General features: G+C 67.1%; 21 protein-coding genes. 12 read left to right on the top strand and 9 right to left on the bottom strand.

Features of this window, described 5'->3' with window-relative positions; all coding sequences use genetic code 11:
• The first annotated feature begins 15 nt into the window (after positions 1–15).
• The 5 genes from QUV35_RS18610 to QUV35_RS18590 all read left to right on the top strand — a co-directional run bounded on the left by QUV35_RS18610 (position 16) and on the right by QUV35_RS18590 (position 5,207).
• Complete coding sequence (locus QUV35_RS18610; RefSeq protein ID WP_300877359.1) at positions 16–1,974, top strand: lytic transglycosylase domain-containing protein; 1,959 nt, start codon at positions 16–18, stop codon at positions 1,972–1,974.
• A gap of 22 nt (positions 1,975–1,996) precedes the next feature.
• Complete coding sequence (locus QUV35_RS18605; protein ID WP_300877344.1) at positions 1,997–2,968, top strand: complex I NDUFA9 subunit family protein; 972 nt, start codon at positions 1,997–1,999, stop codon at positions 2,966–2,968.
• Positions 2,969–3,083: 115 nt separating this feature from the next.
• Positions 3,084–3,404 (top strand): metal-sensitive transcriptional regulator, encoded by a 321-nt coding sequence (locus tag QUV35_RS18600; protein ID WP_300877343.1) that lies wholly within the window; start codon positions 3,084–3,086, stop codon positions 3,402–3,404.
• A gap of 89 nt (positions 3,405–3,493) precedes the next feature.
• Positions 3,494–4,183, top strand: a complete 690-nt coding sequence (locus QUV35_RS18595) for a glutathione S-transferase family protein (protein ID WP_300877342.1) — start codon at positions 3,494–3,496, stop codon at positions 4,181–4,183.
• Between the two features lie 397 nt (positions 4,184–4,580).
• Positions 4,581–5,207: a response regulator gene (locus tag QUV35_RS18590; protein ID WP_300877341.1), complete on the top strand. Its 627-nt coding sequence runs from the start codon at positions 4,581–4,583 to the stop codon at positions 5,205–5,207.
• Between the two features lie 13 nt (positions 5,208–5,220).
• On the opposite strand, the gene QUV35_RS18585 is transcribed toward QUV35_RS18590, so the two are convergent.
• Complete coding sequence (locus QUV35_RS18585; protein ID WP_300877340.1) at positions 5,221–5,382, bottom strand: hypothetical protein; 162 nt, start codon at positions 5,380–5,382, stop codon at positions 5,221–5,223.
• 130 nt (positions 5,383–5,512) lie between these two features.
• On the opposite strand from QUV35_RS18585, the gene QUV35_RS18580 reads away from it, so the two are divergent.
• Positions 5,513–6,553 (top strand): MltA domain-containing protein, encoded by a 1,041-nt coding sequence (locus tag QUV35_RS18580; RefSeq protein WP_366945454.1) that lies wholly within the window; start codon positions 5,513–5,515, stop codon positions 6,551–6,553.
• Between the two features lie 22 nt (positions 6,554–6,575).
• Here QUV35_RS18580 and QUV35_RS18575 read toward each other — a convergent pair whose 3' ends face one another.
• The 7 genes from QUV35_RS18575 to QUV35_RS18545 all read right to left on the bottom strand — a co-directional run bounded on the left by QUV35_RS18575 (position 6,576) and on the right by QUV35_RS18545 (position 12,490).
• Positions 6,576–7,049 carry a hypothetical protein gene (locus tag QUV35_RS18575; RefSeq protein ID WP_300877338.1) on the bottom strand — a complete coding sequence of 158 codons (474 nt, stop codon included), beginning with the start codon at positions 7,047–7,049 and terminating at the stop codon, positions 6,576–6,578.
• A gap of 54 nt (positions 7,050–7,103) precedes the next feature.
• Positions 7,104–9,089: an SdrD B-like domain-containing protein gene (locus QUV35_RS18570; RefSeq protein ID WP_300877337.1), complete on the bottom strand. Its 1,986-nt coding sequence runs from the start codon at positions 9,087–9,089 to the stop codon at positions 7,104–7,106.
• A complete protein-coding gene (locus tag QUV35_RS18565; protein ID WP_300877336.1) occupies positions 9,086–9,880 on the bottom strand; it encodes a hypothetical protein in 795 nt (264 codons plus the stop codon). The genes QUV35_RS18570 and QUV35_RS18565 overlap by 4 nt, the downstream gene beginning before the upstream one ends.
• A 43-nt stretch (positions 9,881–9,923) precedes the next feature.
• A complete protein-coding gene (locus QUV35_RS18560) occupies positions 9,924–10,385 on the bottom strand; it encodes a hypothetical protein (RefSeq protein WP_300877335.1) in 462 nt (153 codons plus the stop codon).
• Positions 10,382–11,044, bottom strand: coding sequence for a hypothetical protein (locus tag QUV35_RS18555; RefSeq protein ID WP_300877334.1), 663 nt, complete (start codon positions 11,042–11,044; stop codon positions 10,382–10,384). The genes QUV35_RS18560 and QUV35_RS18555 overlap by 4 nt, the downstream gene beginning before the upstream one ends.
• A gap of 133 nt (positions 11,045–11,177) precedes the next feature.
• Positions 11,178–11,780: a hypothetical protein gene (locus QUV35_RS18550; RefSeq protein ID WP_300877333.1), complete on the bottom strand. Its 603-nt coding sequence runs from the start codon at positions 11,778–11,780 to the stop codon at positions 11,178–11,180.
• 200 nt (positions 11,781–11,980) lie between these two features.
• Complete coding sequence (locus tag QUV35_RS18545; RefSeq protein WP_300877332.1) at positions 11,981–12,490, bottom strand: Lrp/AsnC family transcriptional regulator; 510 nt, start codon at positions 12,488–12,490, stop codon at positions 11,981–11,983.
• A gap of 180 nt (positions 12,491–12,670) precedes the next feature.
• Here QUV35_RS18545 and QUV35_RS18540 point away from each other — a divergent pair, with 180 nt between their 5' ends.
• The 6 genes from QUV35_RS18540 to QUV35_RS18940 all read left to right on the top strand — a co-directional run bounded on the left by QUV35_RS18540 (position 12,671) and on the right by QUV35_RS18940 (position 22,248).
• The gene (locus QUV35_RS18540; RefSeq protein WP_300877331.1) at positions 12,671–16,270 is read left to right on the top strand and encodes an indolepyruvate ferredoxin oxidoreductase family protein; all 3,600 of its coding nucleotides are present in this window, start codon (positions 12,671–12,673) and stop codon (positions 16,268–16,270) included.
• Between the two features lie 136 nt (positions 16,271–16,406).
• Entirely contained in the window at positions 16,407–16,733 is a 327-nt protein-coding gene (gene yajC / locus QUV35_RS18535; protein ID WP_300877330.1) for a preprotein translocase subunit YajC, read from the top strand.
• 99 nt (positions 16,734–16,832) lie between these two features.
• A complete protein-coding gene (secD, locus tag QUV35_RS18530) occupies positions 16,833–18,716 on the top strand; it encodes a protein translocase subunit SecD (RefSeq protein ID WP_300877329.1) in 1,884 nt (627 codons plus the stop codon).
• Between the two features lie 15 nt (positions 18,717–18,731).
• Positions 18,732–19,685 (top strand): protein translocase subunit SecF, encoded by a 954-nt coding sequence (gene secF, locus QUV35_RS18525; protein ID WP_300877328.1) that lies wholly within the window; start codon positions 18,732–18,734, stop codon positions 19,683–19,685.
• Between the two features lie 82 nt (positions 19,686–19,767).
• Complete coding sequence (locus QUV35_RS18945; RefSeq protein WP_366945453.1) at positions 19,768–20,781, top strand: DUF1631 family protein; 1,014 nt, start codon at positions 19,768–19,770, stop codon at positions 20,779–20,781.
• 9 nt (positions 20,782–20,790) lie between these two features.
• On the top strand, positions 20,791–22,248 hold the full coding sequence (locus QUV35_RS18940; protein WP_366945452.1) for a DUF1631 family protein: 1,458 nt from the start codon (positions 20,791–20,793) through the stop codon (positions 22,246–22,248).
• Positions 22,249–22,254: 6 nt separating this feature from the next.
• On the opposite strand, the gene QUV35_RS18515 is transcribed toward QUV35_RS18940, so the two are convergent.
• The gene (locus QUV35_RS18515; RefSeq protein ID WP_300877327.1) at positions 22,255–23,133 is read right to left on the bottom strand and encodes a M48 family metallopeptidase; all 879 of its coding nucleotides are present in this window, start codon (positions 23,131–23,133) and stop codon (positions 22,255–22,257) included.
• Positions 23,134–23,328 lie beyond the last annotated feature (195 nt).

The raw sequence follows: 23,328 nt of genomic DNA, 5'->3' as shown, positions 1-23,328 counted from the left end.
GCTCTGCGGTTCATTATGGCCGTGCTGGTGGCGCCGGGGCTGGCACATGCCCAGGGCGGCGCCGGTGGAGACGCCACCCTGCTCGAGATGCGCGAGGCGTTCCGCCGCAACAACACCGCCCAGCTCGCCAGCCTGTTGCCGTCGATGCGCGGCCACGCGCTGGAACCACTGGCGATCTACTGGGAGATGAAGTCCCGGCTGGAGACCGCCAGCCCCGGCGAGATCCGCTCGGCCCTGGACCGGATGGCGGGCACCTACTGGGAAGACCGCCTGCGCAACGACTGGCTGTTGCTGCTCGGCCGCGCACGCGACTGGGCCCCTTTCTCCTCCGAGCTGGCGCGCTTTCGCATGAACGACGACCGCCAGGTGAGTTGCTACTCCCTCATGCTCGACGCAGCCAGTGGCCGCATGCCGGCCGAACTCGCTGCCGAGCGCGTGCGCGGACTGTGGCTCGCACAGCGCGACGCCGACGACGGCTGTGCCACCGCCGCGCAGTCGCTGCTGGGCAGCGGTCACCTGAAACCCGAGGTCGCCTGGCAGCGCGCGCGCCTGGCCATGGACGCCAACCGCCCGCGCGTGGCCAGCCAGGCCGTGGGTCTGCTCGACCCGGACTGGGCCGCCATGGTGGACAACGTGGCCAGGGACCCCGCCAGGTACCTCGACGAAAAGTTCACCGCCATCCGCCCGCGCACCAAGGAGCTGGTGACCCTGGCCATCATCCGGCTTGCGTCCAGCGACCCGGCCGCCGCCGCTCTGGAAATGGACCGAACACGCTGGAAGGCACAGCTCACCACGGAAGAACGCAGCTGGGTGTGGGGTGTGATCGGCAAACGCTCGGCACAAAAGCTGGAAACCCAGGCTCTGGCCCATTTCGTCAACGGCGAAGACCGCCACATGCACGACGATCACCTGGCCTGGAAGGCCCGCGCCGGCATGCGGGCGGGCGCCTGGGCCCACGTGAGCGATGCGATCGCCGCCATGTCGGAGTCGCAGCGCAACGAGCCCGACTGGATCTACTGGAAAGCACGCGCCCTGCAGGCGCTCAAGCGGCCCGACGCTGCCACCGCCCAGACCCAGGCCCGCGCCCTGCTCGAATCCATCGCCTCGGAGCGCGGCTTCTACGAACAACTGGCGCTCGAAGACCTGGGCCGCCCGATCACCACGCCACCGGCCCCGGCACCGCTGGGCGCCGAAGAAATCGCAGCCGCCCAGCGACACCCGGGCCTGCGGCGTGCCCTGATCGCCATCCGCCTGGGGCTGCGCAGCGAAGGCGTGCGCGAGTGGAACTACACCGTCAACCTGCACGACGCCGGCGGCATGGCCGAGCGCGAATTGCTCGCTGCTGCCGCCCTGGCCTGCGAAGCCGAACTGTGGGACCGTTGCATCAACACCAGCCTGCGCACGCCGATCGCCCAGGACCACGCCCAGCGTTTTCCCACGCCGCACCGCACGGCGGTGGTGAGCCGCTCGCGGGAGATCGGCCTCGACCCGGCCTATGTGTATGGCCTGATCCGTCAGGAAAGCCGCTTTGTCACCGACGCGCGTTCGGGTGTCGGTGCGTCCGGCCTCATGCAGGTGATGCCGGCCACTGCTCGGTGGACCGCCCGCAAGATCGGCCTGACCGATTTCAGGCCCGCCCAGATCACCGAGCGCGACACCAACATCCTCATCGGCACCGCCTACCTCAAGCTGGCGCTTGACGACTTCGACAGCTCGCTGCCCATGGCCGCAGCCGCCTACAACGCCGGCCCTGGCCGCCCACGCAGCTGGCGCAACGGCCCGGTGCTCCCGGGCGAGATCTGGGTCGAGAACATTCCGTTTGAGGAAACCCGCGACTACGTCAAGCGGGTGCTGGCCAACACCGCCAGCTACGCCGCCCTCCTGTCGGGCCAGCCCCAGTCCCTGCGCGCGCGCCTGGGCAGCGTCGGCCCCCGACCGGGCGGTGAAACCCCCATCGATCGTGATCTCCCCTGAAAGCTTCGGCCTGCGCAAACCCATGAAAAACATCCTCGTCCTCGGGGGCACCGGCTTTGTCGGCCGCCACGTCTGTGAAAAACTGCATCGCCAAGGCTGGCGCATCACCGTTCCCACGCGCCGCGCCATCAACGCGGCAGCCGTGCAGCACCTGCCGCGCGTGACCGTGCTTGAAGCCAATGTGCACGACCCCGCCCAGTTGATGGAGCTGGTGGCGGGGCACGATGCGGTGGTCAACCTGATTGCCATCCTGCACGGCACCGAAGAGGCGTTCGAGCGCGTGCATGTGGAATTGCCCCTGTCCCTGTCGCAAGCCTGCCTGGCCACCGGCGTGCGCCGACTGGTGCATGTCAGCGCACTCGGCGTCAGCCTGGACGGACCCTCGCGTTACCAGCGCAGCAAGGCGCGTGGTGAAGACGTGTTGCGTGCGGCCGGTCTGGACCTGACCGTGCTGCGCCCCAGCGTGATCTTCGGCGCCGGCGATCGTTTTCTCAATGTGTTCGCCGGGCTTCAGTCGGTCTTTCCCGTGGTCCCGCTGGCCAGTGCGGGGGCCCGCTTCCAGCCGGTGTGGGTGGAAGATGTGGCCAGTGCGGTGGCGGCCTGTCTGCTCGATCAAGGTTTTTCCCGCAGCACGGTGGGCCAGACATTCGAGTGCGCCGGGCCCGACGTGCTGACACTGGCCGACCTGGTGCGTCTGGCGGGGCGCCACGGCAGCCGGCAGCGCCCGGTGCTGCCGCTGCCCGGCTTGCTCGCCCGGGTGCAGGCGCGGGTGATGGAGCTCATGCCCGGCGAGCCGTTGATGAGCCGGGACAATCTCGCCGCCATGTCGGTCGACAACGTCGCGACCCGGCAATGGCCCGGACTGTCGGCTCTGGGCATCGAGCCAGCCAGCATTCACACCGTGGCGCCCGCTTATCTGGGCCAGCGCGGCGGCCGCAGCAAGCTGCTGGCGTTCCGCCGGGGCGGAACCAAGGTCGAAGAGCCGCGCGTGTGAGGGGTCACGTCCAGCGGGTTTCACGCAAAAAATAGCACCAAAGCATCATTTTCATTTGGGTCGTCGGGATCTAAAGTAAACCGTACACAGTACAACTCCAACCCGAGGAACCCCGATGACTGTCTCCAGCGTGAAACTTCCCATCCGCCGCACCGGCACACTGCGTCCGGTGTACCGCACCGAACAACAGCGTGAGGTGATCAACCGACTCAAGCGCATCGAAGGACAGGTGCGCGGCCTGATTGAAATGGTGGAAGACGGACGGTCCTGCGAAGACGTGGCCCAGCAGATGTCGGCCGCGCGCAAGGCCATGGACAAGGCCTTTTACCGAATGATGGCCAGCACGGTGATGGAAGCCGTCTCCACCTCCGACTCGGAGGTGCACACCTTTCGAGAGATCGAGCGCTCTACCCGGATCCTCGAAAAGTACGCCTGACCGGCCACCGCCCGCGATCAATCGGGTGCCTTTTCGGCATCAATGGTCTCCGGGAAAGTCCGTACCATCGGCCTCTTTCAGGAGGCTCCATGGCGCTGCAGCTCTACGTCGGCAACAAGAACTATTCGTCCTGGTCCATGCGCCCCTGGGTGCTCATGAAACAGGCCGGCATTCCTTTCGAAGAGGTCATGGTCCGCTTCGACTCGTTCGAAGCCGATTCGGCCTTCAAGAAGACGCTTCGCACCGTCAACCCGCTGGGCAAGGTGCCGGCGCTGGTGGACGACGGATTTGCCGTCTGGGACACGCTGGCGATTGCCGAATACCTGGCCGAGCGATACCCGGCGTCGGCCTTGTGGCCGCGAGACCTGAAGGCCCGGGCGCGGGCCCGCAGCGTCTGCGCTGAAATGCACAGCGGCTTCACGGCACTGCGCAACCACTGTCCCATGAACATCGAGGCCTCCCTGCCGGAGGTGGGGCGACTGGTCTGGCGCGACCAGGCCGCCGTGCGTGCCGACATCGCCCGGCTGGGCGGTCTGTGGGGGGAGCTGCTCGCGGCGCAGCCCGATGGCGCCCTGCTGTTCGGCGACTTCAGCATCGCCGACGCCTACTTCGCGCCCGTGTGCATGCGCATCAAGACCTACGGCCTGCCGCTGCCAGCCGATCTGTTGTCCTACGTAGAACGTGTGTGCGCGCTGCCGGGTGTCAAGGCCTGGATCGACGATGCCCTGGCCGAACACGACTTCGTCGCCTTCGACGAGCCTTACCGCCTGGGGAGGTGATGGGCCCGGTCCGCTGCCCAACCCCATCCCGGCGAGCGGGCATCTCCACCAGGGCACCCGAGGATCCGGCTTTGCCGGTCCCAGGGTGCGCCCCCCTTGAGGGGGGACGCGCGCCAGCGCGGCGGGGGGTGCTCCTTGACCCGAGGATCCGGCTTTGCCGGTCCCAGGGTGCGCCCCCCTTGAGGGGGGACGCGCGTCAGCGCGGCGGGGGGTGCTCCTTGACCCGAGGATCCGGCTCTGCCGGTCCCAGGGTGCGCCCCCCTTGAGGGGGGACGCGCGTCAGCGCGGCGGGGGGTGCTCCTTGACCCGAGGATCCGGCTCTGCCGGTCCCAGGGTGCGCCCCCCTTGAGGGGGGACGCGCGTCAGCGCGGCGGGGGGTGCCCTTTATCATCGGCCCATGACCCCGCACCTGGACGCCAAGATCTACCTCGTCGATGACGATGCGGGTGTGCGCGAGGCGCTGGCCTGGCTGTTGCGCACGCGCCGGCTGGTCAGTGACGGTTACGACAGCGCCGAATCGTTCGTGGCCGACGCCAGCGTCTGGCACCACGAGCCCAACGCGCCTTGCTGCGTGCTGCTGGACGTGCGCATGCCCGGCATGAGCGGACTGGCGGCGTTCGAGTTGTTGCAGGCCCTGCCCTGGCAGGCGAGCCTGCCGGTCATCTTTCTGTCCGGGCACGCCGACGTGGCCACTGCGGTCGATGCGGTCAAGCGCGGCGCCTTCGATTTCTGCGAGAAGCCGTTCTCCGACAACGCACTCGTGGACCGGGTGGAGCGGGCGCTGGAGCAATCGGCCCAGGTGCTGGCCCGGCGCCGCGTGCAGAGCGAGTTGCAGCAGCGCCTGGGCAGCCTGACCGATCGTGAGCGCGCCGTGATGGACCTGGTGGTCGCCGGCCTGCCCAACAAGCTGGTGGCCGACCAGCTCAACATCAGCGTGCGCACGGTCGAAGTGCACCGCTCGCGGGTGTTCGACAAGATGGGCGTGAAGTCGGCGGTGGAACTGGCCAATGCCCTTCGGCCTTGACGGTCCGGGCGCCTCAGCGGTCGTCGGACGGTGCCTTGTCCGGACGCGGCTCCCGTTTCTGGCGTTCCACCTCCTCGGGCAACTCGCCCCCCTTGCGCCCTGAGAACATGGTCCACCAAACGATGAACACCAGCAACACGAGCGCGCCGAGCGCTTCAAGCAACAACAAGGTCATGGATCGGATTCGTCGGGGTTCGAGGGTGTGGATGACGGGGCTGGCGGGCGCTGCCATTGTAGGAAGCCTGGCGTCCTGCGCGGTGGGGCCGGTGCGATTGCCCGATGCTGCGCCGGGGCCTGGTGCCTCCTTGCCTGCGCCACCCGATGCGCCCGGGCGCGCCGACCTGCAGCGTGGCAAGAGCCGCTGGACGCCGGTGTCGTGGGACGACTTGCCGGGCTGGGGACAGGACAGCCTGCACGAGGCCTGGAACGCCTGGGTGCGCGGCTGCGAGCGGCCGGCCCCGGGCCAGGCCGGCCCATGCGCCGAGTTGCGCCAGCTCGCCATCGGCACGGCCGCCGAGCAGCTGGCCTGGGTGATGAAGCGCTTTGCGCCCTACCGTGTCACCGAGACCGATGGCAGCCTGCCCGAGGGACTGCTCACCGGCTATTACGAGCCGATCATGTCGGCCAGCCGCGTGCCCACCGCCACGCATCGAACCCCCTTGTATTCACCGCCCGCGGGTTTCGTGAGCGGTCAGCCCTGGTACAGCCGCCAGGAGATCGACACCCTGCCTGCTGCGCAGGCCGCGTTGCGCGGCCGCGAAGTGGCCTGGCTGGCCGATCCGATCGACGCGTTGATCCTGCAGATCCAGGGCTCCGGGCGGCTGAACCTGCTGGAGCCCGACGGCCGCACGCGCCAGGTGCGTGTGGCCTTCGCCGCCCACAACGGCCAGCCCTACCTGAGCGTGGGTCGCTGGCTGCTCGACCAGGGTGCGATCCGCGAGGCCTCGTGGGCGTCCATCAAGGCCTGGGCGGCGCAAAACCCGCAGCGTCTCAACGAGATGCTGTGGAGCAATCCGCGCACCGTGTTCTTTCGCGAGGAAGCCCTGTCCGAATTCGACGCCCGCTTTGGTCCGCGCGGTGCGCAGGGTGTGCCGCTGACGCCCGGGCGCTCGATCGCGGTCGACCCGCAGAGCATTCCCTACGGCACACCGGTGTGGCTGGCATCGAAGGGCCCCACCCTGAACGTGCAGAAGCTGGTGATGGCGCAGGACACGGGAGGCGCGATCGTGGGCGCCGTGCGCGCCGACCTGTTCACGGGTTGGGGGGGCTGGAGCGACGAGGCCTACCTCACGGCAGCAGCGCTCAAGCAGCCGCTGCAGATGTGGGTGCTGGTGCCGAAGCAGTGAGGGGGGAGCGTGGGGGCACTGTTCAGAGTGCGGTCAGGTCGGTTTGCACCGGCCAGCGCAGCGATTCGGTGGCGTTTCTGGTGGCCTCGAAGTCATGTTGCAGAAGCAAGGTGTAGCGCCCGGCGCGTGGGGTGCAAACGCGATAGCCATCACTCACCGGGCTCAGCGTGATGCCACCCGACTGCTCGGTCTGCAGGCGCCACGCTTCCACGTCGGGGGAAGTCATGCGCAGGGTCACGCAGAAACCGCGTTTCATGTTGGAGAGCACCACCACGCGCTGTTCCGCGCTCCAGTCGCCACCGGCCACCGCGTCCATCCGGGTGGGGTGGCTGTTTTCCAGCACGCGCATGACCGGTGGAATGATGATGCGGAAGTCGAGCGACGCGCCCGCCCTGCCCTGGGTGACCAGCAGCGCCTCGCTCATGCCCGGCGCCGGGGCCAGCAGCAGGGTGCTGAAGCCGAGGCAGGCGAGAAAGGGGCGCAATGTTCGGGACATGTCCCACTATCGGCCCGCTGTGCGCGAACTTGAGGGGCGCGCCGCCCCCGCGCGTCATTCGTTGCGTTGGACCGGAATTGTCAGCGTCACGCTCTCGCGCAGGCGCACATCCACCCGGGCCTGACCCTGGTCGACCACGTTCCACGGCAGGGGCAGGGTGTCGCCGCGCACGCTCACGGTGCGTGCTCCGCTGGCCACGAAGGGGAATTCGAACCGGCCCTGGCTGTCGGTGCGCACGGCGTAGCGGTTGTCCAGGAACACCGTGACGTTGGGAACGCCGGTTTCGCTGGCCTCCTGGGTGCCGCTGCGGTTGGCGTCGAAGTACACCGTGCCCTCGATGCGGCCGCCCCCCTCGGTGCCCTTGCCGCCCAGAGGAACGTCGCGGCTGCCCGCCTCGAACTCGTAACGGAGCACCGCGTAGAACGAGCGGTCGTTGTCCGCAAGCACCAGGCCCACCGGCGCCAGCGGGTCCAGCGATGCATTGGTCCGGCTGCGGCCGGTGGACCGGTTGTAGTTGCCCTCCAGGCTCCAGCGTGCATCGATGCGCCAGTTGGCACCCACGTTCAGGCTGTGGCGGGCAGGCCCGGCGTTGCTGCGCTCGGTGTTGAGGTTGCCGCGCAGGCTCGCGCGGCTGGTCAGAGGAGCGGCCACGCTCGCTGCGGCATTCCAGGCGGTTTCAGCCGGCAGGTTCGCGCTGGCGCCGTAGCGGGTGGTGCCCAGGCTGGTGGAGAGCGACCATCCCTGCGGCACCAACCATTCCTGGTCCCAGACCAGGGCACGGGAGGCGGCCTGGCTGTCCCCGTCGGTGAGCTCCACCCGCAGCCCGCTGGTTCCCCATGCGTTCTGGAAGCGCCAGTCGGCAAAGCTGCTCCATGCGTTGCCGTTGAAACGCCGCAGCGCTCCCCCGGCGCCCAGGGTGTGGTCGCGGTTGATGCGCCAGCGCGCCGAACCCGTGGCGAAGAAACCGTTGCTGCTGCGTCCGCTGATCGAATCGAGCCAGTCGACCGAGCCCTCGGCCGACCACTGGCGCGTGCGCCAGTTCGAGCGCACATAGGCTCCCAGGATGTCGCTGGCCAGCGGCAGGTTGGCCCAGGTCAGGTCGGCTTCCAGGCGGTAGGCGCCCACGCCGTGCCGCCGTGGTCCGTCTTCCCATTCGCTGTCGATCCAGAACCCGTGCCGGGTGCCATCGAGGTTGCTGGCCTGGGTGCTGATGAGCTGACCCTGGATGCGGTGCTCCGCGCCTTCGTGGCGCAAGGCCAGCAGGGTGGAGTTGGCGTCGACGCGGCTGCCGCCCGGTTGCAGGTTGTCCAGCTCGGCAACGCCGCGTGCGTCTTCGTGTTTCAGCGCCGCCGTCCAGCCTTGCCTGGAGAGCGGTTCGGCGCCGGATGCGTTGATCCGCCACTGGCCGCCCAGTGTGGTGCGCCGGCCCGGCAGTTGACGGAATCCGCTGGCGGGCAGGAAGTCCAGCTGCCCGGGCTCGCCGGTGGCGGCCTGCAACTGAAGACCTTGTTGCGGGTTTTCCCACTCGGTGCTCAGGCCCTGAAGGATGGCCGAAGGCAGGTAGATCCGCGCCGGCAGGCGCGTGATCTCGGGCCCCGGCGTGTTGATCACGCCGAGCTCGTTGCTGGTGAGCCAGCCACCCTCCAGCGGCATCGCCCGCTGGCGCAGGGTGAGCGTGCCGCTGCTGTCGCGCGGTGCGTAGGTGCCGTCGACCGACAGCGTGCCGTGGTTGGGTGTTTCCAGCAGGCCGTAGATGCCGTAGCCGATGCGCGTGCTTCGCGCCTGATCGAACGGCTGTGTGCCCAGTCGGGTCTCCAGCCGCAGGAAACGTGGCCAGCCTTCGCGGTTGTATTCATAGCCGCCGTCGGTGGCGGGCGCTTCGGGCGGCAGGTTCTCGATCACCCGGTCCACGTAGGCCGGCGCAGCCGGGGCTGCCGCCGGGATGGGGGGCGCTGCCTGCGCCCAGGCCGCCAGCCAGGGAACAAAGGCCCCCACCATGACGAGCACGCAACGGACCGGACGTGTCGCGCCCCGGCTCATGGAGCGAAGCGCGTGTCCAGCGGCACGCTGTTCCTGCCCCATTCAAGCTTGCCGGTGACCACCAGCGGGAAACGCACCACAGGCGCGGGTTTACCATCTTCGACCACCGGGCTGAGCGTCACGGCACGCGTCTCGCCCGGCAGGATCGGCAGGTCAGCCGGCGCCAGTTCGAACCGGGCGCCGCTGGCGTCGATGCCATTGACAAAGCCTTCCAGCCGACCGTGTGCGTTGCCCCGGTTGCGCACATCGACCACGGCGGTCGACTGGCCACCCTGCGCCATCACCCGGGTGCCGGCGATCTCCAGTTGTGGCGCGGCGTCGCCGATGGCGGCGTAGACGATCACCCCGATGCGTCCCCCGACCGGGAAATTCAGGCTGCCCTGCACCAGGGCGGGCTCCAGGCCTTCCACCATGATGGCAAACCGGCATTCGCGCGCCGGCGTGCCGGGTGGGGGGGTGATCTCGAAGCGGAAGCGGTAACGGGCACCCGGCTCGATCACGAGTTCGCGCCGCTCGATCGCCACCCAGGGCCGGCAGCTGTCGGGAAACAAGGCGTCGCTGAAGGTCACCGAGTTGTCGGCGTTGAGGGTCCAGTCGCTGGTGTAGACGCGGTAATTGCCCTTTTCCTGTCCCGCGTGCTGGATTTCAAGCACCTGGCGCAGCGGCTGACCGGGCACGGCCTTGACCTCAAAGCGCGGCGGGGTGATGTAGGCAGCAAAACCCTGGGCATGCCCGGTCAGCGGCGCCGACAGCAGCACGCAGGCCAACGCCGAACCCAGCAGGGTATTCAAACTGCGAAGCAATGATCCTGGAAGCACGGTCCTCATGGCGTATTCAGTCGACGTCGAGTTCGAAGTGGAAGTTCAGGCGCCGGCTGTTGGAGGACCAGTCGGCGTTCGAGCGCAGCCGCACCTGCATCTGGTCTTCCAGCATGGCGCCAGGGATCGGACCGGCATGGACCAGGGTGCGTTCGCCCGACACGAGGCGCCCGGCCAGCAGCCGGCCCTGGGTGGTCCAGACGGCCTCGATGCTGGAGGCCTCGTCGCGCGGCAGCACCATGTAGATGCGCCCGCTGCGGCCGACCCAGTTGCGGGTATCGATGCGGATGTTGACGCGCACCCAGGCCTCCATGGCGCCCGCGCCGGACTGGCCCCGCGTCGCCGGCAGCCACTCCATCCGCACGTTGGGGGGCAGGGTGTGGCTCAGGGAATCGTCCAGGCGGTGCGGATTGGCCAGCGCGGCGCCGGCGATCAGCGCGCCCAGTGCAGCCAGGAGCAGCCGGCGGAAGAAGGTCATGGCGCGGTCAGGGTGTAGGTCACCGTGCCGTTGTAGGTGCCGGCCGCCCGAACCGCGCTGTTGGCGTAGCGAAAGGTGTGGCAGTTCTCGATGTAGGTGTTGGCCGCAAACGTGGTCAGGGTCTGGGTGCCGCCGTTGAAGGTGCCGGCCGGGATCACGTTGGGCACACCGCTGCCTGGCGCAGAGACGGTCCAGCTGATTTCGGTGAACGGGATGGTGTCGCCGCTGGAATTGGTCAGGTTGGCCGGGGAGGCCACGCTCAGCGTGGCATTGGCGCTGCCCCCGCCATTGCGCCGGAAGCCGGCGCCCACCATGACCTGGCTGGCTGGCGTGGGGCAGGTGTTGTTTCCGTCACCGTACAGGCTGATGTTCTGCGTGCTGTTGCTGGTCATGGCCAGCACCGTGCCACTGCCCAGCAGGGCCTGGGGCACCGTCACTTCCACACGGTTGCGGGTGGGGTTGGTGGTGGGAGAAGGGCCATTGAGCCTCCCGCTGGTGCCACTGACCGTGCCGTTGCCCACGTGCAGGAACAGCCGGCGGTCGCCCCCGGTGACGCCCAGCGACCAGGCGTGGGCGCTGCCGATCTCCACCACGCACAGCAGCGCCAGACAGGCGCTGGCCGCCAGGCGGGCGGTGGTGCTGCGGGTCGTGCGCTTCATGGTGTCGTTGGGTCGGTGGCTGTCGAAGGGAGTTCCGCTCCGCGCTCTGTGCACGGCGGCAGGGCGGCTGCCGGAAACGGCAACGGAGGGTTGCGCTGTGCAAACCCTCCGTCATGTCGATGCTGGAACGGTTTCAGGGCATGGTGGCGGTGTAGGTCACCCGGCCGTTGTTGGCCACGGTGGCACCGTAGATGCCGGCCGGCACCACGGTCGAGTTGGCGAAACTGAAGGTCCAGTCGGCCGAGCGGTCGGTGATCTTGGTGCCGGAGGACAGCGTCACGTTGCTGCCTGCGCCGGTGCCGGTCGCGGGAATCACCGGGCTGGGCAGGGTGGCGGCGCTGGTGGTGGCGGTGATCTCGGTCCATGGAATGGTGTCACCGTCGCCGTTGGACAAGCCGCCGGTGGTGGCCGCCGTGAGAACGATCTGACCGTTGTTGCCCATCACGCGGACCGGCACCACGGCGCCGGTGATGCTGCCGGCGACTGCGCCCGAGCCCACGGCGCCGGGGTTGGTGGTGTAGTCGAAGGTCACCAGATCCACGGTCGTGTTGGTGGCCTCTGGCACCGCGGTGGCACCCGTGCCCACACCCAGGAACAGCACGCGAGGGATGATGACGCGGAAGTCCAGGCGGGCCACGGCGGGGCCGGTGTTGACCAGTTGCGATTCCGCGGAAGCCAGCAGCGGGGTGGCCAGCGCCAGGGCCAGGGTGGATTTGAGAAGCAGGGCTTTTTTCACGACGTTTCCTTCAAGTGGAAGTGGGAGGTGTGGGCTGAGCACTTTCAGGTACCTACTCCACGGGGTTAAGTAGCCTGATGTTACGAAATGGCACAAGCGCTGGCAAGCGTCCAGTGGGAAAAAATTCACATATCTCAAGGACTTACGACGACTTTGTGACCCAACGGTCGAAAATTTTGGACGAATGGACCCGAAAAACTTCAAGTTTTGCCGCTTCCTGCCGTGCTCGTACTTTTTGCCAGCAGGTGAGACAACGGAAGTGCACTTCCCGACTTGACTTCCCCGAGCGAAAAACTGGTGTGCAGGTCCTTCACGTTGGGCAGGTTGAGCAGCACCTCGCGTGCGAACCGGCTGAAGTGGTTGAGATCGCGGCTGACCACCTGCAACTCGAAGGTGCCGGAGCCGCTGATGTAGTGGCAGGAAACGACCTCCGGGATTTCGCGGATCGCGTTCTCCAGTTTGCGGGTGACATCGCCGCTGTTGCGGTCGGCGTCCAGGCGCACGAAGGCCAGCACACCCAGGCCGATCTTTTCGCGGTCGATCTCGGCGCGGTAGCCGCGGATGAAACCGGCCTCTTCCAGCGCGCGCACGCGGCGCCAGCAGGGGGCGGCCGACAGCCCCACGCGCTGGGCCAGTTCGGCATTGGTGAGGCGGCCATCGCTTTGCAGTTCTTGCAGGATCGTGATGTCGAACTTGTCGAGTGTTTCCATATGGGGTCGCCAAAAGAAAGAAGATTGCTCGATCATCAATAAATCGGGCATGAAACGCAAACACCTGTCGCGCGACGGGGCATACACTGTGCGCCACACTGGAGTGGCCAGCCCATGAGGCGCGCCGCTGCGGCCCACGAAGCGCCCACGAGGCGACCCTGCCCATCACGGAGACAAACGATGAACGCCCCCCTGCCCGACCACATTCGCCGCGCCCTGGAAACCGTGACGCTGGACGACAAATACGCGCTCGACCAGGGCCGTGCCTTCATGAGCGGCGTGCAGGCGCTGGTCAAGCTGCCGATGCTGCAGCGACAGCGCGATGCGCTGGTGGGCAAGAACACCGCCGGCTTCATCAGCGGTTACCGCGGCTCCCCGCTGGGCGGCTACGACCAGGCCTTGCAGAAGGCCGCGCCTTACCTCAAGGCGCAGAACATCGTGTTCCAGCCGGGCGTGAACGAAGAACTGGCTGCCACTGCGCTCTGGGGCACGCAGCAACTGGGCTTCGCGCCGCCCGGCAGCAACCGGTTCGACGGCGTCTTCGGCATCTGGTACGGCAAGGGCCCGGGTGTGGACCGCTGCTCCGACGTCTTCAAGCACGCCAACATGGCCGGTACCACGCCCTGGGGCGGCGTGATCGCGGTGGCGGGTGACGACCACGTGGCCAAAAGCTCGACCGCGGCACACCAGAGCGACCACATCTTCAAGGCCTGCGGCCTGCCGGTGTTCTTCCCGACCTCGGTGCAGGACATCCTCGACCTCGGGCTGCACGCCATCGCCATGAGCCGTTTCAGCGGCGTCTGGGCCGGCATGAAGACGATCCAGGAAATCGTCGAATCGAGCGCCACCGCCACCATCGACCCGGACCGCGTGAACATCGTGGTGCCCGAGTTCGACATGCCGCCCGGCGGCGTGCACATCCGCTGGCCCGACCACGCGCTGGACCAGGAAGCGCGCCTGTTCGATTTCAAGTGGTACGCCGCACTGGCTTACATCCGCGCCAACAAGCTCAACCACAACGTGATCGCCGGGCCGAACGACCGTTTCGGCCTGATCGCCAGCGGCAAGGCCTACAACGACACGCGCCAGGCCCTGCTGGACCTGGGGCTGGACGACGACACCTGCCGGCGCATCGGCCTGCGCCTGCACAAGGTGGCGGTGGTCTGGCCGCTGGAGGCGCAGACCACGCGCGAATTCGCCACCGGCCTGCGCGAAATCCTGGTGGTGGAAGAAAAGCGCCAGGTCATCGAATACCAGCTGAAGGAAGAGCTCTACAACTGGCGCCCCGACGTGCGCCCGAACGTGCTGGGCAAGTTCGAGGAGGCCGAAGGGGATTTCAGCGGTGGCGAGTGGTCCGTGCCGAACCCGAGCGCGCGCACCCTGCTGCGCGCCAATGCCGACCTGTCGCCCAGCATCATCGCGCGCGCCATCGCCAGGCGGCTGAAGAAGATGGGGCAGGTGCCTGAAGACGTGATGGCTCGCATCGACGCGCAACTCGCGATCCTGACCGCCCAGGAGCAGTCGATGCAGACCCTGCTCACGCAGGGCGTGTCCGGCGCCGAGCGCCAACCGTGGTTCTGCTCGGGTTGCCCGCACAACACCAGCACCAAGGTGCCCGAGGGCTCGCGCGCGATGGCCGGTATCGGCTGCCACTTCATGAGCATCTGGATGGACCGCGCCACCGTGGGCTTCACCCAGATGGGCGGCGAAGGGGTGCCCTGGGTCGGCCAGCAGCCGTTCAGCAAAGACCAGCACATGTTTGCCAACCTGGGCGACGGTACCTATTTCCACAGCGGCCTGCTGGCGGTGCGCCAGAGCATCGCTGCCGGTGTGAACATCACCTACAAGATCCTCTACAACGACGCGGTGGCCATGACCGGCGGACAGCAGGTCGGTGAGCGGCCCGAGGGCCACAGCGTGGTGCAGATCGCGCAGAGCATGCGCGCCGAAGGGGCTGCCCGGATCACCATCGTGACCGACGAGCCCGAGAAGTACGCCGGCGTGAGCGGCCTGCCGTCGGGCATCGCCATCCAGCACCGCGACCTGCTCGATGCGGTGCAGCGCGAGTTCCGCGAGATCCAGGGCACCACCGTCATCATTTACGACCAGACCTGCGCCACCGAAAAGCGCCGCCGCCGCAAGCGCGGCACGCTGGCGGACCCGGCCAGGCGCGTGGTGATCAACGAGCTGGTGTGCGAGGGTTGTGGCGATTGCGGCGTGCAGTCCAACTGCCTGTCGGTTGAACCGCTGGAGACCGAATTCGGTCGCAAGCGCACCATCAACCAGAGCTCCTGCAACAAGGACTATTCGTGCACCAAGGGCTTCTGCCCGAGCTTCATCACGGTTGAAGGCGGCCAGCTGCGCAAGAAGGACAAAAAGGGCAGTTCCGCCGAGTGGAGCGGCGGCCCCTTGCCCGCCCCGGTGCTGCCGGTGCTGGGCGCCGAGGCCTGGGGCGTGATCGTCGCCGGCGTCGGCGGCACGGGTGTCATCACCATCGGCCAGTTGCTCGGTGTGGCCGCACACCTCGAAGGCAAGGGCATCGTCACGCAGGACGCGGCTGGCCTGGCACAAAAGGGTGGCGCCACATGGAGCCACGTGCTGATCGGCGCCCGTCAGGACGACATCCGCACCACCCGCGTGTCGGCCGCGTCGGCCGACCTGATCCTGGGATGCGACCCGATCGTGAGCGCCAACAAGGAGACCTGGCAACGCCTGCGGGCCGGGCGCACCCATGTGGCGCTGAACGTGAGTGCAACACCCACGGCGGCCTTCGTCCGCAATCCCGACTGGCAGAACCCGGCCCAGGCCTGCGTCGATGCGCTGGTGAACAACCTGGGGGCCGACGCTGTCGGTGCCTTCGACGCCGAGACCGCCGCCACCCGGCTGATGGGCGACAGCCTGTACACCAATCCCATGATGCTGGGCTACGCGTGGCAAAAAGGCTGGCTGCCGCTGGGCCTGGACGCGCTGTTGCGTGCGATGGAACTCAACGCCGTGCAGGTGGACAAGAACAAGGCCGCGTTCGAATGGGGTCGGCGCGCGGCGCACAACCCGCAGGCCGTGGCCGCGCTGTGGCAACAAAGTGGCAGCGGCGAACAGGTGATCCAGTTCAAGAAGCGCGATTCGCTCGATGCCCTGGTTGCCCGCCGGGTGGAGTTCCTCACCGGCTACCAGAACGCCGCCTATGCCGCCGACTACCAGCAGTTTGTCGCCCGTGTGCGCGCGGCCGAGGCTCCGCTGGGCAAGGCCACGCTGAGCGAAGCGGTGGCCCGCAACCTGTTCAAGCTCATGGCCTACAAGGACGAGTACGAGGTGGCCCGTCTTCACAGCGACCCGGCGTTCCATGCCCGCCTGGCGAGCCAGTTCGAAGGCGACTTCAAGCTCAAGGTGCACCTCGCGCCTCCGCTGATCGCGAAGAAAAACGAACGCGGCGAGCTGGTCAAGCAGCCGTTCGGGCCGTTCATGTTCACGGCGTTCAGGTGGCTGGCACGCTTCAAAGGGCTTCGTGGCACCGCGCTGGACATCTTCGGCCGCACCGAGGAACGGCGCACCGAGCGCGCACTGATCGGTGAATACCGCGCCGACATCGAGGCCTTGCTGCCCCGGCTCGCCGCCACCAACCTCGAACTGGCGGTGGAGATCGCCCGCCTGCCGGAACACATCAAGGGCTTTGGCCATGTGAAGGAGCGCAACCTCGCGGCCGCCCGCCTGCGCCGTGATGGCCTGCTCACGCAATGGCGCCAGCCCGCCGGCCAGACCGCCGAGGCGAAGGCGGCCTGAGCGCCGGGTTCCGGCAGCACCGTTCCCCGGTACCCCCCGGCATACAATCGCCGGTTGTGTTCCTGCGCCCGGCTCCACCTGCATGGGGGCCGGGCGCTCGGCCTTTTCATGATCCTGAACCTGTTGGAGACCGCCTGTGTTCATTTCCTCCGCTTACGCCCAAGCCGCCGCCGGTGGCGACACCCAATCCACCATCCTGGGCCTGCTGCCGCTGGTCCTGATGTTCGTGGTGCTCTATTTCGTGATGATCCGGCCCCAGCTCAAACGCCAGAAAGAGCACAAGGCCATGGTGGAAGCCCTGGCCAAAGGCGACGAGGTGGTGACCGCCGGCGGCTTTCTCGGCAAGGTGTCCAAGATCGGTGAAATCTATGTGGGTGTGGAACTTGCCGATGGCATGGAAGTCCAGATGCAGCGCACTGCCGTGGTTCAGGTGCTGCCCAAAGGCACGCTGAAAAACGTCTGAATCGGCGCCGCCGGGGTGGTCTGACCACCCGCTTTGCCCTGATTCAAGACCCGTTCACCCAACCCTGACCGACGAGCGGCCTCCCGGCCCGGCTGCAACATGAACCGATACCCCCTGTGGAAGTACGCGATCATCCTGGTCGCCCTCTTGATCGGTGCGCTCTATGCGCTGCCCAACCTGTTTGGCGAATCGCCAGCGGTGCAGGTCTCGGCGGCGCGTTCCACGGTGCGGATCGACACCGGCACGGTGACCCGGGTGGAACAGGCGCTGGCCGCGCAGAACATCGAGACCTCGCTGATCCAGCTGGATGCCAACTCGGTCAAGGCGCGGTTCAACAGCACCGACGACCAGATCAAGGCCAGGGACGCCCTGGAGCGGGCGTTCAACCCCGATCCGGCCGATGTGTCGCATGTCGTGGCGCTCAATCTGCTGCCCCGCACGCCGGGCTGGCTCGCCAGCCTGGGTGCTTCTCCGATGTACCTCGGCCTCGATCTGCGCGGCGGGGTGCACTTCATGCTGCAGGTGGACATGCCCGCGGCGCTGCAACGCCGTGCCGATGTGCTCGCCAGCGACGTGCGCACCCTGATGCGCGAGAAAAACGTCCGCCACAGCGGCATCAGCCGCAATGGCCAGACGATCGAGATCCGGGTGGCCGACGCCCAGACCGCCCAGGCTGCGCTGGGCCTCTTCCAGGACCAGTTTCCCGACCTGCAGGTGAGCGAGACACCCGACGGTGCCGGCGTGCGGCTGACGGCCACGCTCAAGCCCGAGGCCGCGCGGCTGGTGCAGGACCAGGCCCTGAAACAGAACATCACCACCCTGCACAACCGCATCAACGAACTCGGCGTGGCCGAGCCGGTGATTCAGCAACAGGGTGTCGACCGCATCGTCGTGCAACTGCCCGGCGTGCAGGACACGGCCAAGGCCAAGGACATCCTTGGCCGCACCGCCACGCTCGAGGTGCGCCTGGTGGACGAGTCTGCCGACGGCCTGTCGGCCGAGCGCGGCGCCGGCCCGGTGCCGTTTGGTTCCGAGCGCTACCCCGAGCGCAACGGTCAGCCCGTCATCGTCAAACGCGAGGTTCTGCTGACGGGTGAAAACCTCACCGATGCGCAGGCCGGCTTCGACAGCCAGACCCAGGAGGCGGCCGTGCACCTCACGCTGGACGCCAAGGGCGCGCGCATCTTCCGCGATGTCACCCGCGAGAACGTGGGCAAACGCATGGCGATCATCCTGTTCGAGAAGGGTCGTGGCGAAGTGGTCACGGCCCCGGTGATTCGCGGTGAGATCGGTGGTGGCCGGGTGCAGATCTCCGGCGCCATGACCACCGTCGAGGCCAGCGACACAGCGCTCTTGCTGCGCGCGGGTTCGCTGGCCGCGCCCATGGAGATCATCGAAGAGCGCACCATCGGCCCGAGCCTGGGTGCCGAGAACATCGCCAAGGGCTTCAACAGCGTGGTCTGGGGCTTTGCCGTGATCGTGCTGTTCATGTGCGCGTACTACGCCATGTTCGGCGTCTTCTCCAGCCTGGCGCTGGCGTTCAACCTGGTCCTGCTGGTCAGCGTGCTGTCCATGCTGCAGGCCACGCTCACCCTGCCCGGCATTGCCGCCATGGCGCTGGCGCTGGGCATGGCCATCGACTCCAACGTGCTCATCAACGAGCGCGTGCGTGAGGAACTGCGCCGGGGATCCGCGCCGCAAGTGGCCATCAACACCGGCTACGACCAGGCCTGGGGCACCATCCTCGACTCCAACGTGACCACCCTGATCGCGGGCGTGGCCTTGCTGATCTTCGGCTCCGGGCCGGTGCGCGGCTTTGCGGTGGTGCACTGCATCGGCATTCTGACGAGCATGTTCTCGTCGGTGTTTTTCTCGCGCGGACTGGTGAACTTCTGGTACGGCCGCAAGAAGAAGCTCAAGACGGTCTCCATCGGCACCGTGTGGCGCCCCGACGGCCAGATTCCCGCCGTCAAGGCCGATTGAAGCAGGACACGCAACATGGAATTCTTTCGCATCCGCAAGGACATCCCGTTCATGAAGCACGCGGTCGTGCTCAACGCGATCTCTGCCCTCACCTTCGCTGCCGCCGTTTTCTTTCTCGTCGTTCGTGGCCTGAACCTCTCGGTCGAGTTCACCGGTGGCACGGTCATGGAGGTGGCCTATGTGCAGCCGGCCAACCTCACCGAAGTGCGCGAAGTGATCGAGTCGCTCGGCTATGCCGAAGTGCCGGTGCAGAACTTCGGCACCTCGCGCGATGTGCTGCTGCGCCTGCCGGTGCAGGCCGGCAAATCGTCGGGCGAGCAGAGCGCAGTGGTGCTGGCCGCGCTCAAGGCAAAGAATCCCGAGGTGGAGCTGCGCCGCACCGAGTTCGTCGGGCCCCAGGTCGGGCAGGAACTGGTGGAGGACGGTCTCAAGGCCCTGGGCCTGGTGATCGTGGGCATCATGATCTACCTTGCCATGCGCTTCGAATGGAAGTACGCGGTCTCGGCCATCATTGCCAACCTGCACGACGTGGTCATCATCCTCGGCTTCTTTGCCTTCTTCCAGTGGGAGTTCTCGCTCGCGGTGCTGGCGGCGGTGCTGGCCGTGCTGGGGTATTCGGTCAACGAGTCGGTGGTGATCTTCGACCGCATTCGCGAGAGTTTCCGGCGCCACCGCAAGAAGACCACGCCGCAGATCATCGACAACGCGATCACCTCGACCATCAGCCGCACGATCATCACGCACGGCTCGACACAGATCATGGTGTTGTCCATGCTGCTGTTTGGCGGACCGACGCTCTTCTACTTCGCGCTCGCGTTGACCATCGGCATCCTGTTCGGCATCTACTCGTCGGTGTTCGTGGCCGCGGCCATTGCCATGTGGCTGGGCATCAAGCGCGAAGACCTGATCAAGTCCTCGGGCAAGAACGAAGGCGATCCCGATGACCCGAACGCCGGCGCTGTGGTTTAAGCGCGAAGACCGCGTCGGGCAAGCCCGCACGGGGGCTTGCAGCCGGGGTCGCTGAAACCTTTCATGTCATACTGAAAACATTGTGTCGACCCCCGATCAGCAGGTCTCCTCCCTGGCCAAACAGGCACGTGAACTCTTCGTGGTTCACGTGGGTCGTGCCCTTCCCGAAATGGTCAAGGCCTGCGACACGCGCCTGACCGCCATCCTTGACCAGGCGGGTTCGGCGCGCGACATGCAGGCCCGTCGCGATGCCTGGACAGCCTTCCAGAAACAGCAGACCACCTGGCTCAACCAGAGCCGCAAGGCGCTGCAGCGAACCTTGCTGCCTCGCACATCGAGCAGTGGCCAACCGGTGAGCCAGTCGGGTGCCCTCGAACTGGTGACAGAGGGCGCGATCGACGACCAGATCATGGCGTCGCGCCTGGCCATGCGGGTGCTGGAAAAATCGTCCACCGAACTCAACGAACTGCGCCTGCGCGTGCAGCATCTGGAGAAGCGCCAGGAACTGTCGCGCGGCGACGTGTTGCTGCCCGATGTCACCGCGCGCATTCTGGTGGACCAGTGGCTGGAGGCCCAGATGACGCGGGATGCCTGGGCCCTGATCCAGGATGCGCTGGCGCCGGTCATGTCCGCCAAGCTGCACGACGCCTACAAGGCCGCCAACGAGTTTCTGGTGGCCAGCGGCGTGATGAAGGAGATCGACCTCCAGTCCCTGGTCAAACGCGCGCCCGGGTCGCGCTCTGAAGGTCCTCCCGCAGCGCCTCCCCAGTCGAGTCCGGTGGGAGCGCGTGTTCCGCCCAGTGGCTCTGGACGTCCAGCCGCCGGCGCAGGATTCCGGCCCGCTGGCGGTTCTGCCGGCGCGGAGTCGGGCCCGGGCGGACATTCCGGCGGCAGTCAAAGCGACTTCAGTGGCTCGGGTGGCTCGGGTGGCTCGGGCGGTTCGGGCGGCTCCGGAGGCTCGGGCGGTTCGTACCCCTCGGGTCGCACCGGCGCCACCGGCTCGTCCGGCATGGGCGTGCAGGACGAGACCCGCATGATGACCAGCGCTTCCCCGCTGGCACGCGCCCGCATGCGCGCCCAGGGCGTGGTGGGGTGATTGCGGCGCATGCTGATCGACAAGGTCGGCGGTGACTTCGAGGCCACACAGATCCTTCCACCCTCTCCCGGCTTGGCGCAGGCCATGCAAAGGGTGGTGCCTGGCGACAGCGCCGGGGCCGGTTATTACGTCTCGGGCAGCAGCCGGCCGGGCGCGGTGTACATGGATGCCTCCCATGTGGAGAAGGCCGCGGTCGCGCTGCGCCAGCGCACGGTCGAGCTGAAGCAGGCTGCCAGCACGCCCACCGAGAAGGCCACCATCGAGGTGGTGGCCCTCATGTTCCAGAGCATCCTGGCCGAAGAGCGCATTCCACCGAGCGTGAGGGTGTGGTTTGCCCGGCTGCAGATCCCGGTGCTGCGTGTGGCGCTGGCCGAGCCCGAATTCTTCAGTGCGCTGCAGCACCCGGCCCGCCGCCTGATCGATCGCATGGGTTCGTGCGTGATGGGTTTCGAGTCCAACGTCAGTTCGGCGGCGCTGGAGGCCGAGATCAAGCGCGTGGTGCAGGTGATCGAACAGTATCCCGAGACCGGCCGGCGCGTCTTCCAGCTGGTGTTCGACGAATTCCAGAAGTTTCTCTCGACCTACCTGAGCGAACAGGGCAGCGCGAGCCGGTTTGTGAGCGTGGCGCAGCAGGTCGAGCAGAAAGAAACGTTGTCTGTTCAGTACACGATCGAGCTGCGCAAGTTGCTCGACGATGTGCCGGTGCGCGACGAGGTGCGTGACTTTCTCTTCAAGGTCTGGGTCGATGTGCTGGCCGTGGCCAGCGTGAAATACGGTTTGCGCCATGAAGAAACCAGCGCGCTCAAACAGGTGGCCTCCGACCTGCTGTGGGCGGCGAGCGCCAAGCCCAACCGTGACGACCGCGCCCGCGTGATCCAGCAACTGCCGGCGTTGCTGCAGCGGCTGCGCCAGGGCATGGGGCTGCTGGGCTTCACCACCGGCCTGCAGGACAAGCACATCAAGTCGGTGAGCGACACCCTGGCCGACGCCTTCATGTCGCGCACCGAGGCCATTTCCCAGGAGCAGCTGGACAACCTCTCCGACCGTCTGGCCAACCTCGAAGAGTACCTGCCGGCCAATGGTCTGGGAGACCTCGACCTGGACACCGAGAGCATCGAGATGATCACCGGCGTGGACGCCAGCAACATCGAGGTGATCAACCAGGGCGGCAGCCAGCCCAACGAAGCCATGCGGTCCTGGGCCGTCGAGCTTCAGATCGGCTCATGGTTCGGTCTGGACCACAACGGCAAGCTCAACAGTGTGCAACTGGCCTGGCGCAGCCAGCGCGGCCAGCTCTACCTGTTCGTCACCAACGGCGGCCGCTGTTTCCTGATTCAGGCGACACGCGTGGCGTCCTATCTGCAGGCCGGCCTGCTGGTGCCCAGCGAGGAAGAGGCCCTCACCGTGCGCGCCACCCGCGACGCGCTCTCCAAGCTCGACGCCAATCCGGAGCGCCTGCTCAACTGAACGGCTTCAACCCCTGCGGGCCTGTTCGTAGAGGCCTTGAACCCGGGGCACGTTGGCCTCGAGTTCACGGATGCGGTTCGGGCCGCTGGGGTGTGTGGACAGAAAGCCCGGACCCGCACCACCGCCCGCCGACGTCATCTTCTGCCACAGGCTCACGCTGGCTTGCGGCCGGTACGCGGAGCGCGCAGCCAGTTCCAGTCCCACCAGATCGGCCTCGGTCTCGTCTTCGCGGCTGAACCGCAGGGTCAGCAACTGCGTGCCGAGGTTGGCCGCCACGTCACCGAGCTGGCCCAGGCCGAACAGCTGCGCGGCGATCGACAGACCGATGCTGGTGGCGCTGCTCTTGGCCACGCGCGCCCGTGCGTGCTCGCGCAGCGCATGGGCCATTTCGTGGCCCATGATCATGGCGGTCTCGTCGTCGCTGAGGTTCAACTTTTCCAGAATGCCGGTGTAGAAGGCGATCTTGCCGCCGGGCATGCAGAAGGCATTCACCTGATCGCTGCGGATGAGGTTGACTTCCCACCGCCAGTTGCTCGCGCGTTTGTTCCATTGCGTCGAGTGGGGAATGATGCGGCGCGCGATGTTTCGCAGGCGCTGCACCTCGGGATGACCCGCCGGCAGCAGCACTTTTTTGGCGTTGGCCTCGCTCATCATCTGCGCGTACTGCTGGCTCGCCGCGCCTTCGAGTTCCTCGGCCGGCACGAGGTTGCGCAGCGCCGAGGCCTGACCCACATCGACCTGCGCGGTGGCCGGCAGCACGGCCGAGGCCGCAGCGGCCGTGCCCGCCAGCAGAAAACCCCGACGGGCCGACCAGACGTGATCGGGTCGGGGAGCGGGAGCGGCGTTGGACTTGAAGTCGCAGATGAAACAGGAGGGTAGGGCCATAGCATTTCTACTATAGCCCCCCCAGGGAACCGTACGTGCGCCTTTCAGCGCATACGGCTCTTGCACGTCCTTTGACTACGCGGAGTAAACGGGTTGCAAACCCTGTGCCGCTTCATCAAATTAAAGTCCCCGTACTGGGACCCGGCGCGCGTCAAGGTAGTTGTCGCCTGAGTCACGCAGCTTTGAGCTGAGTAT

The sequence above is a fragment of the Hydrogenophaga sp. genome, assembly GCF_030373225.1.
Classification (GTDB): domain Bacteria; phylum Pseudomonadota; class Gammaproteobacteria; order Burkholderiales; family Burkholderiaceae_C; genus Hydrogenophaga.
The sequence above is the reverse complement of the archived record's forward strand: the minus strand, read 5'-3'. Positions and strand labels throughout refer to the sequence as shown.

Coding starts and splice junctions, on each gene's coding strand:
- QUV35_RS18570 (WP_300877337.1), bottom strand. CDS start 9,089: ATGAGCCGGGGCGCGACACGTCCGGTCCGTTGCGTGCTCGTCATGGTG.
- QUV35_RS18940 (WP_366945452.1), top strand. CDS start 20,791: ATGCTGATCGACAAGGTCGGCGGTGACTTCGAGGCCACACAGATCCTT.
- QUV35_RS18605 (WP_300877344.1), top strand. CDS start 1,997: ATGAAAAACATCCTCGTCCTCGGGGGCACCGGCTTTGTCGGCCGCCAC.
- secD (WP_300877329.1), top strand. CDS start 16,833: ATGAACCGATACCCCCTGTGGAAGTACGCGATCATCCTGGTCGCCCTC.
- QUV35_RS18595 (WP_300877342.1), top strand. CDS start 3,494: ATGGCGCTGCAGCTCTACGTCGGCAACAAGAACTATTCGTCCTGGTCC.
- QUV35_RS18590 (WP_300877341.1), top strand. CDS start 4,581: ATGACCCCGCACCTGGACGCCAAGATCTACCTCGTCGATGACGATGCG.
- QUV35_RS18610 (WP_300877359.1), top strand. CDS start 16: ATGGCCGTGCTGGTGGCGCCGGGGCTGGCACATGCCCAGGGCGGCGCC.
- secF (WP_300877328.1), top strand. CDS start 18,732: ATGGAATTCTTTCGCATCCGCAAGGACATCCCGTTCATGAAGCACGCG.
- QUV35_RS18540 (WP_300877331.1), top strand. CDS start 12,671: ATGAACGCCCCCCTGCCCGACCACATTCGCCGCGCCCTGGAAACCGTG.
- QUV35_RS18585 (WP_300877340.1), bottom strand. CDS start 5,382: ATGACCTTGTTGTTGCTTGAAGCGCTCGGCGCGCTCGTGTTGCTGGTG.
- QUV35_RS18600 (WP_300877343.1), top strand. CDS start 3,084: ATGACTGTCTCCAGCGTGAAACTTCCCATCCGCCGCACCGGCACACTG.
- QUV35_RS18555 (WP_300877334.1), bottom strand. CDS start 11,044: ATGAAGCGCACGACCCGCAGCACCACCGCCCGCCTGGCGGCCAGCGCC.
- QUV35_RS18515 (WP_300877327.1), bottom strand. CDS start 23,133: ATGGCCCTACCCTCCTGTTTCATCTGCGACTTCAAGTCCAACGCCGCT.
- QUV35_RS18545 (WP_300877332.1), bottom strand. CDS start 12,490: ATGGAAACACTCGACAAGTTCGACATCACGATCCTGCAAGAACTGCAA.
- QUV35_RS18560 (WP_300877335.1), bottom strand. CDS start 10,385: ATGACCTTCTTCCGCCGGCTGCTCCTGGCTGCACTGGGCGCGCTGATC.
- QUV35_RS18575 (WP_300877338.1), bottom strand. CDS start 7,049: ATGTCCCGAACATTGCGCCCCTTTCTCGCCTGCCTCGGCTTCAGCACC.